This is a genomic window from Roseiconus nitratireducens, assembly GCF_008629675.1.
GTDB lineage: Bacteria > Planctomycetota > Planctomycetia > Pirellulales > Pirellulaceae > Stieleria > Stieleria nitratireducens.
The window spans coordinates 1-10,958 of sequence record NZ_VWOX01000041.1 but is presented as its reverse complement, the minus strand read 5'-3'; the positions used below and the strand labels follow the sequence as shown (position 1 = coordinate 10,958).

The window sequence follows — 10,958 nt, the reverse complement described above, 5'->3', positions numbered from 1 at the left end:
ACGCGGCTCACGCGAAGTCGTGCTGTCCAGCGTCGCTACCTCAAAATGTTGCGATTCAATTAGTCTCTCGTGCTCGTTTTGCCGTTCGCGTGGAGATGCGATTTTAGCCGTGGCATCAGACGGTCCACTTCGTGTTGCAGTTGCGTGGAGGCCGATCGCCATTGCTCCGTTTGGCTTTCTTTGGCCAACCTTTCCAGCCGATACGCCGCATCCGAGGTAGCCCGTGCTTCAAATAGCTGTGCGGAACTCTTCAAGGTGTGCGCGGCCAGACGCAGCCCGGAGGCGTCTCCTTCGTCGATGGCCTGATGGGCGTTCTTCAATAGTTTCGGGGCTTCTTCAAGAAACAACACCGCGAGGTCTCGCATCGCCTCTTCGGACAACTCGGCTTTCCGCAACGATTCTTCCCAATCCAGAACTGATTTGTCGGATGCTTCGGACTGCCCGACTGCATCCTTGTCGACTTGGTCCCCAGCGTCCTCAGCGGGTTCAGCGTCCTCAGCGGGTTCAGGGCTGTCAGTGTCTTCAGTGCGTTGCCGCGGGCGATCCGATGAATCGGAGAGATCGGATTGCGGGGCATCGCTTCCATTCGCCTGCGAGCTGGTTTCCGACGGCGCAACAGGGACGCAAACATCGGAACTCTTTGACGGCGTGGAGTGAACCGGCGTCGCGGTGCTCTCAGACAGTTCGGGCGAAGGCTCGCCGATTTGGCTCAACTTGGAAATCGCCCCGAAAAGATCCTTCGCGCGGACGGGCTTGGCGACATAGTCGTCCATTCCGGCGTCAAGGCAAGCTTCGCGATCGCCCTTCATCGCATGCGCGGTCATCGCGATGATGGGAACATGCTTGCCCGATTCCTGCTCTTTGCGGCGAATCTCGCGGGTCGCAGTCAGGCCGTCCATTTCGGGCATCTGAACGTCCATCAGCACCAGGTCGAACGACTTGCTCGTCGCCAGGTCCAGTGCTTCTTGCCCGTTGTTGGCAACGACGACGTGGTGTCCGTGAGGTTCCAGCAGGGCCAGCGCCAGCTTTTGATTGACCGGGCTGTCTTCGGCCAACAGGATCTTCAGGCATGGCAGGCCCTGGGCAAGTTCGGCGAGTGTGGTTTCGCTGCGTCGCGGGGAGGCTTGGGGCGAGCCGAGGGTCGCCGCGAGTGCATTGAATAGCTCCGATTTCTTGACCGGCTTGGTCAGGTTGCTGGCAATCTGCAGGTCCTCGATTGCTGCTCTTGTTTCCGACCCATCGCTGGAGGTCAAGAGAATCACTTTGGCGTTCTTGAATCGGTCGTCCTTTCGAATCCTTTTCACCAATTCGACGCCGTTCATTCCTGGCATGTGCCCGTCGGTCATCACGACGTCAAACTGATCTCCCTGCTGGTCCTGGTCCTGCATGATGCTCAACGCCTTTTCTCCGCTGCTGGCACAGACCGGATCGAGTCCCCAACTCTTCAGAATCTGCTCGAGAATGCGGCGGTTGGTTTCATTGTCGTCGATCACCAGGATCCGCAGATTCTGAAACTCAGCCGCGGAAAACGATTGGTCTGGTTCGGATACTTTGGCCGCAATCCCGAACGTAGCGGTGAAGTGAAACGTGCTGCCTTTGCCGACACGGCTTTCCACCCAGATTCGTCCGCCCATCAGGTTCACCAGGCGGGCGCTGATCGCCAGCCCCAGTCCGGTGCCGCCGAAACGGCGGCTCATTGATTCGTCCGCCTGTTCGAATGCTTCGAAGATTTTTGATTGATGTTCCTGGGGGATTCCCACTCCGGTGTCTTTCACGGCAAAGTGCAGCATGATCTCTTCGTCGGATCGGGACTCCGTTTGAACTTCCAGGACGACCTCGCCGTGTTCGGTGAACTTGATCGCGTTTCCAACCAGATTGACCACGATTTGCCGCAGCCGATGCCGATCGCCCACGACCGTTTTCGGTATCTCGGGCGCAAAATGGATCGCCAACTCCAGGCCTTTACGATGCGCCCGCACCGCCAGTGATTTCATGGTGTCGCCGACGCACTCCTCCACGTTGAACGGGGCGAGTTCCAGATCGAACCGTCCCGCTTCGATCTTGGAAAAGTCGAGAATGTCGTTGATCACCGCCAGAAGCGCTTCTCCGGATTCGCCAATGGTGACCGCATAGTCACGCTGGCTTGCCGTCAGTTTGCTGTCCAGCAGAAGCTCGGTCATGCCGATGACGGCGTTCATCGGAGTGCGGATCTCATGGCTCATGTTGGCCAGGAAGGTGCTTTTCGCCTTGTTGGCCGTTTCCGCGACGACCCGCGCCTCTTCCAATTCACGGGTTCGTTCGCGGACCCGTTGTTCCAGTTCGCTGTTCAGCGTGGTCAATTCATCGGTCATTGCGTTGAACGCGGTGGCCAGTTGTCCGATCTCATCGCGGGACCGCTCACGGGCACGCTGGGAGCGGTCACCGCCGGCGATCGCATGGGCGACGGAGGTCAGCCGGCTCAACGGTTTGGAGACTCGCTGGATCAAGGCGACCAGCAGCGCCAGGAAGCCGGACAGAATGATCAGGCTGAACAAGGCGATTTGGCGGGTCGCGGTCCATCGGGCGGGTGCAAGCGCCTCCTCGGTGGGCGTCTCGGCCAACAGCGTCCAGTCCCTTCCTTTGTAGTTCGCTTTTCCGTGTTGGTGCGAATAGGAAACGAAGGACGGTTCGCCCGTCCAGATACCGGGCTGAACCGTCGTGGCAGATCCTTCGGATTTGGCCGTTCTCCATCCCGGTTCCTCGTGATGATCCGCCTGCAGGATGAATTCTCGATAATCGGGATTGCTCGTTCCGATCATCACCCCGTCGCGGTTGTACAGCGTCATCAAGGGGCCGCGAACTTCTGCCAAGATGTCGCGCAGCACATGCTGCCAGGCAAAGTGGCCGATGGCGACACCAACGCGTTGCCGGTTCGCACGGTCATGTGAACTGTAGATCGGTGCGGAAAAGACGACCGTCAGGTCCCCCGTTTGTTTCACGCGGACGAGGTCGGTGTAGCCAACCCGATCCATTGAAGCGGTTTCAAACGCGACCTGGTGCATCGGATCATCTTTGATCGAGCGATTCACCATTGCGGACTGAGTTGCCGCCCGAATGGTTCCATCGGTGTTGACAACGAGGAGTACGTTCCACGGACCGGTCAAATCACGGAGGTCGCGAAGTCGACGGTCCAGCTCTCGCGATGCGGTCTCGCCTGACCCGCTCAGGTGTTCCAGCAGGGCGTTGTCACCCGCGATGACCTGAATATCGTCGTACGCGCGAAACAGAGACCGATCGATCGAACGCATGACATCGCGTGTCATTCCCGTTTGCTTCGCAACGATCTCACGCTCCAGGGAAGACGTGACCGATCGATAGACAAACCAGCTGATGGTCAGACCGGCGGCGAAGGCGACGGCTAGCAAGTGAACGGCGATCTTGGTCGAGATTTTCATCGTCAAGCTGTCATGGCTTCCGATCCAATCGAACGCCTCCTGTCAGTTTGAGAGAGGGAACTGCGTTTTCCGGTTCATTGTTCAAACTCCTCTGCCAATTCGCGGATGAATCGAGGCTCAATCAATTGGTCCGTCACGACCAGGTCCGTCGTTCTTGCCCCTTCGCCATGATCCTGGACAAATTCGTGGATGCGGCGCATGTTGCCGTACAGCGATGTCAGACCGGAGCCGAACGAAAACACGTCACGGTTGTCGCGAAAGCTGAGAATATTGGCGCGTTCTTGTTGCTTGGGGACTTGATCGGGGGAAACACCCAAGACTTCGGCAACGTGGACATTCGCCTCCGCCGGATGCTCTTGCCAGTAGCGGTAGGCACGGAAATAGGCTCTCAAAATGGACCGCACCGTCGCCGGGTATTGCGAGACAAACTGTTCGCGGAAGGTGAGCACATCGGTGATCAATCCGGGGGCATCCGCCGAGGTGAACAGAGGATGAAACTTGCCGGTGGATTCAAGTCGCGACACCTCCGGTTCGTACGTCACGGCGGCATCGGCCAGCCCATTCTGGAGCGCCGCCGCGCTCCCGATCGGGTCTTCCGCGTCGACGCGAACGATGTCATCGATGCCCAGCGAATACTCTTCCAGGACCCAGACCAAAAAAAACTGTTCCAGGCTGTCCGGTTCAAATGCGACGCGTTTGCCGCGTAATTGACTAACCGACTTGATATCGCGGGCTGCCATGATCGCGTCGGCGCCATCGCTGAAGTCCATTGCGGCTACGACACGCTGTTCAAAGCCACGCTCCTGTTCCTGAACCACTTCGAGGGTCAGGTTGGCACGGCCGTGCATCCCGCCGGCAAGGTAGTCCTGGGACAATTCACGCGTGCCGTCGTAGATCTTGATCCGCACGTCAAGTCCTTCGTCGCGGAAGAAACCCTCGCGGTCGGCGACGTACAAACAAGTGTTGCCCGGCCAACGAACGGCGCCGATCGTGATGTCCCACGGGTACAGCGTCTCCGGGGGATCGCGGCGGTCACCGTAACGTGGACCCTCGAAACGGTTGTCCCAACAACCTTCGATCAAAGGGCACAGCACAAGGATCAACAAGGCTTGCCAGCGCAACATCACTTCGCCTCGCTTGATGAATGGATCAGCGACCGGTCGGCGTGCGAAAGTCAGGCTTCTCGAACTGGACAGCGTCACTCAACACCGTGATTTCCAGTGCAATGAGCGGCAAGGCGCTAGCCGCCGGTCGATGCGAAAAAAACCGCGGCCAGCGATACGGTGGTCACGCAAAATGGCGCTGTCCAGCTAGGCTGCTGTTGACTGGATTCTCAGTCACAGCCTCACGCCATTCTAGCCGATCGCCCGGGGCGAGCGTTGAAGAAAGTCGCGGCGAGCATCAATCGATCCAGACGGGACGCCCGCGACCTCTCTGGACCTTGGCTACCCGCTCACTTCCCACGGATTGGTCAAGTGCCTCGTTTGCCGCAGCGGGATCTCGATCCGACCTGCGAATTGCGATACGATTGTCGGTTCGATCAACCCTTCGCCGAATCGCTTCGGCGCGAGGGGCCGACCGAGACGGATAGGATCGTCCTGTCCCGCTGCTTCGCGGCCATGCTTGCAGAGTTGAAACATTGAGCCTCGATGCACGGATCTCGGACCGCCTGCCTTTGCAACAATGGCTCGCCGACATGCAGCGAGCCGTCGACGGTTTCTGTGGCGTCAGCTCCCAATTGCTGACGCGTCACCGCGCCGCCAGCGAAGAAGCACGACAGGTTGAGGAACAGTGGCGACTGGGGGATCGGCTCCGGGAAGAACGCTCCGCATTGAATCACGTCATCCGCGATCTGCACAGTCTGCTGACAAAGATTGATGCCCTGCGAATCTCAATCCGGTGCACCGAGGACTTTTCCGTGCTCGCGCCGGCGATGCGTGAAACCGCGGAGCAAATTGAGTCGGTTCTTCCCTCCCTTCAAGCGGATTTCCTGACCATTCGTCACAGTGCCCTGGATCTTCTGCGATGGGAGAAGCGATTTGCGCACATTGAAGACAGTGATCTGCCGGCCCAGTATCGCGAGCGCTGCGGGCAACTTCTGTCTTACACGCCGCTCTTCCGCCCCGCCTTGGAAGCGATGCAGCGTGACTTGCTCGAGCGAAGCAAGAGATCCAAGATCTTTCCCGAGTTGCAGGCGTTGCTGGCAGCGTTGAATCACTACAACGTTGCCATCGAATCCGCGCGCGGATTTGTGCAAAGCGTGGTCAATCCGCCGATGGATCTGGTGTTTCACGAAACGGAACAGTTCTTGACGGATTGGGACACGGTCGACACGCAACAGCGGGCCGAGTTGGCAACCGTCTTGAATGACAGCTGCCAACTCTTGCTTTACGATCAAGCCGGCTTTCGCCAAGCGGTCCAAGAGATCCAACACCCCGTCTCCGATGGCGTGGATTCCTCGTTGTACGTTCTCCCGGACGGTCGGTGGAGGATCATCTTGGCGGTGGATGAAGATCCTGTCTTTGCCGAGTTGATTGTGACTCTGCTGCGCTTGGTGCCAAACGATCGGCTGGAACCTGCGCTCCAGTCAGTGATGGACGGACTGTACCGTGATTTTTCCCCGGAGCGCTGACTTGTCCCGGCAGCGGTGATCTGTCCCGCGAGCCATCCGTTTTCTCGCGACACGTCGCGTGCCCCTGTGAAGGATCTTGTCCCATCCCACCCGAGACCGCTGCATGGCAGAATTGAAAAGATTATTGGATGAATACGGCATCATCTACGACGCCATGAAGACGCTTCCTGACTCCAAGCTGAAATTGGAGTTTCTCGAGGCGCTCGCCGAATTGGAAAACAATGAGTGCCATCGAACACGGAATTTTCCCAAGACGCGACTCCATCGCGTTCGCGGCGTCAAACAGGCCATCTATCGAGCCGACATCGACAAGATTTCCGGGTGGAGAATCCATCTGCAGTACGTCGACGGCAACATCGTATTGAAGGACGTGATTGAGGGAAGCCGCCACGACGACGTGATCAAGGTCATCCAGACAAAGAAGGGCCGCTACAGCTAGACGTTGCCTGACAATGGGTAGCTACGCTCGCCAGAGCGTGGCTTTCCGTCGCGATCGCGATGGAAACTACCGCGTTTTGCGAGTTTTCAGACGGGGCCTATCAGGTTCGCTCATCATCCCTGATCACGGCAGCCACCCTGACCCGAGCGTGGTGCGGCTCCGACTGAAAAAGAAAGCATCCGCGTGGACGAATGCCACTTCATGCAAGGGAACTCAGCGGCGTCGCGGATGGATTTCGGGTCAGCGAGGAGCAACCGAAGGCGACGCATTTGGCACAAGCAGCGAAACCAATCGGCTCGCTTGGGAGGTCACACCACGTGACCGAGACGACACCGGGTTTTCGTCGATCTGAGGAAACCTCGGTTCGTTCTGGATGCGGCCGAGAGGACTCGAACCTCCACGGGATTAACTCCCACTAGGCCCTCAACCTAGCGCGTCTGCCAGTTCCGCCACGGCCGCGAAAACTGTGGGCAGCAGTTTCCGAGAATCCCTTCGCCAAGTCAACTCCCCTTGCCGCCGTGGTTGGCCTCTGGCGAGCCCTCTCAGGCGGCGTCCGCCGGTGTGAAACACCGCCCGTGAAACTGCCCGGCGTCGGTAGTCTGCGTTGACAGGTGGTGCGCTTAATTCCTAGTGTCACGCCGGCCCTCGCCCCGCCGTGCCGGGACCGGACGCCCGACCGCTTTCGGATCGAACGCGCCGGAGTCGACAACGGTGGCGTCCCCGCCGGCCGGTCGACCGATTCGGATCGACCGCCACCCATGGCAATGATCGACAGGATGTTGCTGCAAGCCCCCAAACTTGAACGCAGGAAGCGCTCCGTCCGGCACGACGCCGGCGCCCGATCGGCGTGCGCCCGTGGTCGGCGTCGCGCCGCATCCGCGTGGCTGGTGGCGGTGTTCGCGGTTTGGACCATCGGCAGCACCGGTTGCACGGCCCACTACCTGTCGGCGCGATCGGTTCGCGAGAACCCACTCGCCCAGTCCCTCCGACTGATGACCCGCCAGGGTCCGCAGACCAGCGAACGGACACTGAACACGCTGCGACGCTACGGGCTGGAGGAAACCTACGATCAAAACGCGTCGATCTGTCTGGACAAAATCCAGCAGACGATTCACGAGAACCGCGATCCCGAACTTGTTCACGCCCTCAGCGAACTGTCTTACGTTCAAGGGAAGATCGCCGAACAGGAGGGCCGGTCGGGCGAAGCGATCGGCTTTTACGGCGTTGCGCTGACAAGCAGCTACGACTACCTGTTTTCTGACGAACTCCGTCCCGCCAGGAACCAGTACGACCCGCAGTTTCGCGCGACCTGCGATCTTTACAACGAGTCCCTGGAAGACACGCTGCGGTTGTTATTCAGTGAAAACCGTATCAAGCCCGGGCAGACCTATCGTGTGAAAACGGGCGGGCGGGAGTTCGTCATCCGCACGCAACTCCGCGGCAACTGGCTTCCGGACGAATTCGATCACTACGAATTTGTGAGCGATTATGAGATCGAAACGCTGCGGAGCAAACACACGACGTTCGGCCTGGGAGTTCCGCTGATTGCCGTGCGTCGCGGTCACGACGCGAACGACAAGCGGGAAAAATACTATCCCGACGGCCTCAGCTACTCCGTGACAGCGCTGATGCGTTGCGCCAATCCGAGCGGCGGAGACTACGGCGACGGCAATGTTTGCGTGTTGGAGTTCTTTGATCCGCTGACAGCGAATCAGGTTCGGCTCGCCAACCATTGGGTGCCGCTGGAAACCGATCTGACCACGCCGCTGGCGTTCTTCCTGGACGATCCCCGCTTCCGTCAACAGGATCTGGAAACCGCCGGTTTGCTGAATCCGGCCGAAGCCGAAAAGAAGCGGGGCCTGTACATGCTGGAACCCTACGATCCGAAACGGATTCCGGTGTTGATGGTGCACGGGCTGTGGTCCAGCCCTCGGACATGGATGGATATGTTCAACGATCTGCGCAGTTTTCCGGAGATCCGCGAACGGTATCAGTTCTGGTTCTACCTGTACCCCTCCGGACAGCCGTTCTGGTTGAGCGCCAAACATCTGCGCGAAGACTTGCATGAACTTCGACAGACTTTTGACCCGGCGCATCAGAACGCGCCCATGGACCAAATGGTGTTGGTCGGGCACAGCATGGGCGGATTGATCAGCCGCATGCAAACCATCGACAGCGGCGACGATTTCTGGCGGATCGTCAGTGATCGACCGCTGGACGCGTTGCAGGGGACGCCGGACGAACGTGACAAACTGGTCAGCACGCTCTTCTTCAAGCCCAACCAATCCATCCGGCGCGTGATCACCATTGGAACACCCCACCGGGGAAGCAAATTCGCAAACGACTTCACTCGCTGGTTGGCGAGAAAGGTGATCAAGCTTCCCACACTGGCCGTCTCAACCGGCGAGCACTTGGCCAAGAGCAATCCGGAACTGTTTCGTGACACCGAACTGCTGACCATGGCCAACGCGATCGATTCGCTGGCGCCCGATTCACCGATCTTTCCGGTGATGCTGCGGGCCAAGTATTCCCCACGCGTCTCTTACCACAACATCATCGGTGTCCTGGAAAACCCGACGTTGCTGCAGAAAAAAGCTGGTCGAGGCGACGGCGTCGTTTCCTACGCCAGTGCCACGATGGACGATACCGAAAGTGAACTGGTCGTGGACGCGGATCACACCCAGATCCACATGACCGGCCAAGCCATCTTTGAGGTGCGTCGCATCTTGCTGGAGCATCTGCAAGAGATCGATTCGAACGACCGGATTGCCAAACGCAACCATCGCTCCGATGATTTGCCGGTCCGCCCAGCCGGGTTCCCCTTGCAGGAACTCAACGTCAGCCCGATCAGCGAGTCCAGCCAATAGGTTTTGGCGGGGGACGTAACGTGACGCACGCCGGAGCGTGATTCGGTCGTGTTGGAAACCGGAATCAAAGTAGCCACGCTCGCCAGAGTGTGGATGATCCGCCATTGCCACCGTCTGGCGACGGTAGCGACGTCCAGGGCACGATTCGTATTCTGGTAGGTTAGGCTGTGCCTGACGACAGACGGAAGCAGAGCCTCAATGGATGCTCGAAGCGCAAAAAAAAACCGCGATTCCGTTCGCGGTATTGTGCGGGAGGTTCGGATGGATGCCCGGCAGTCGGATTCATCCGAACCGCGTTGGCGATCAGGTGGCGGAGACGAAGCCGGCCAGCGGCGCGCTGCGGACGGACGCCACCGCCGAGTTCAATTTGACCGAGTGGCCGTCGGACGAGACCGAGCCGGTAAAGACTTGGGGCGCTGCGGAACCTGCCCGCGGAGCTGCTTTCAGGGCGGCGTCCGCATCGCTTTGAGGCCGCTGACCCGTCTTCGCGGTCCGCTTGGCCGGGGGGATGTTCTGCAGGGGGGCTTCGGCAGTCGGTTCCGCGGGACCTTCATCCGTGTCGTCACGATCCGGTCGCGCCGCCGACTCGTGCACCGGTTGAGGATGCGCGAACGCGAATTCCCGATCCGACAGTTCGAATTCGCCTTCGACAATTTCCTGGCCGGCCAGTTCGCCCCGCAGGATGCGAACATCCCGTGGTGCGCTGACTCCGATTCGGACGCGATTGGCGTCGATCCGAACCACCGTCAACGAGATGTCATCGCCGATCATGATCTTTTCGTCGACTTTCCGTGAGAGAACTAACATGGCAGTTTCCTTTGCCGATTGCGGCACGTGAAATGGGAGGCGGCGGGAGCTCTGCGATCCGCCGTTGTCGGCTGAGGAGCATTGCAGGCCGCGTACCAATTCCGTGTTTTCTGCCCGGGGAAGTTCGGAAGATGTTTGCTGGTAGGGGTTTAGGGTGATTTCAAGGAGGGGGCTTCCAGCGGCCAAGAAAAATCCGTGGAAGAAGTCTTTACACCGAATTGAAAGATTGACCGAAAGTTTGCGGTCGATACACTAATGCTTATTGAGAATCAGTTTCAACGAGGATGGAACTGGATCATCCCCACCTGATGAACAATCCGGCACGGATTTCTATGAGTTCAACGATTCTGAACGTCTTTCCGGGCAGTTGTGATGACCACCGGTTGGTGCTGGCCCGCGAAGCGGACGCCCACCAGCGGCCCGTTTTGGTGCTGCGACAAGAGACGCGGTCCCCGCACGTCGGCTGGTTTGTGCAGAGCCGAATTGTGATCGAGCCGAATCAGGTTTCGGCGCTAAAGATGACGCTGACCAGCAACCTGGTCCAACAGCCCACCGAAGAGTTGCCGGTCAGCGAATCCGCCCCGTCGGTACTGCGTTTCGACGCTGCCATGGCAGGCTAGAGCGAAGATAGCGCAGCTTTGCTTCACCCTCCCTCCGGGAGGGTCGCGGAGGAGCTTGCGACGACGCGGGGAGGGCACGGCCAGGGCGATTGATTTTAGCCGGTGCTTCAAGACACCCTCCCCAAAGGCTCGTGCCTCGCCTTTGACCCTCCCGGCGGG

The 10,958-nt window shown here is 59.2% G+C and carries 7 protein-coding genes and 1 tRNA gene; 4 read left to right on the top strand and 4 right to left on the bottom strand.

The genetic code is table 11. The features are described 5' to 3' along the window. Window positions 1–59: 59 nt before the first annotated feature. Entirely contained in the window at window positions 60–3,434 is a 3,375-nt protein-coding gene (locus FYK55_RS28405) for a response regulator (RefSeq protein ID WP_150080000.1), read from the bottom strand. A 74-nt stretch (window positions 3,435–3,508) separates the two neighbouring features. After that, window positions 3,509–4,558, bottom strand: coding sequence for an ABC transporter substrate-binding protein (locus FYK55_RS28400; protein WP_150079999.1), 1,050 nt, complete (start codon window positions 4,556–4,558; stop codon window positions 3,509–3,511). 515 nt (window positions 4,559–5,073) lie between these two features. On the opposite strand from FYK55_RS28400, the gene FYK55_RS28395 reads away from it, so the two are divergent. Continuing rightward, window positions 5,074–6,066, top strand: coding sequence for a hypothetical protein (locus FYK55_RS28395; protein ID WP_150079998.1), 993 nt, complete (start codon window positions 5,074–5,076; stop codon window positions 6,064–6,066). A gap of 103 nt (window positions 6,067–6,169) precedes the next feature. Beyond that, window positions 6,170–6,505, top strand: a complete 336-nt coding sequence (locus FYK55_RS28390; protein WP_150079997.1) for a hypothetical protein — start codon at window positions 6,170–6,172, stop codon at window positions 6,503–6,505. Between the two features lie 374 nt (window positions 6,506–6,879). On the opposite strand, the gene FYK55_RS28385 is transcribed toward FYK55_RS28390, so the two are convergent. Beyond that, window positions 6,880–6,964: transfer RNA gene (locus FYK55_RS28385), tRNA-Leu, on the bottom strand. Between the two features lie 299 nt (window positions 6,965–7,263). On the opposite strand from FYK55_RS28385, the gene FYK55_RS28380 reads away from it, so the two are divergent. Beyond that, window positions 7,264–9,372: an esterase/lipase family protein gene (locus FYK55_RS28380; RefSeq protein ID WP_235909038.1), complete on the top strand. Its 2,109-nt coding sequence runs from the start codon at window positions 7,264–7,266 to the stop codon at window positions 9,370–9,372. Between the two features lie 303 nt (window positions 9,373–9,675). On the opposite strand, the gene FYK55_RS28375 is transcribed toward FYK55_RS28380, so the two are convergent. Next, the gene (locus FYK55_RS28375; protein ID WP_150079996.1) at window positions 9,676–10,179 is read right to left on the bottom strand and encodes a carbon storage regulator; all 504 of its coding nucleotides are present in this window, start codon (window positions 10,177–10,179) and stop codon (window positions 9,676–9,678) included. A gap of 332 nt (window positions 10,180–10,511) precedes the next feature. Between FYK55_RS28375 and FYK55_RS28370 the strand changes: the two genes are divergently transcribed. Next, on the top strand, window positions 10,512–10,799 hold the full coding sequence (locus FYK55_RS28370) for a hypothetical protein (protein WP_150079995.1): 288 nt from the start codon (window positions 10,512–10,514) through the stop codon (window positions 10,797–10,799). Window positions 10,800–10,958 lie beyond the last annotated feature (159 nt).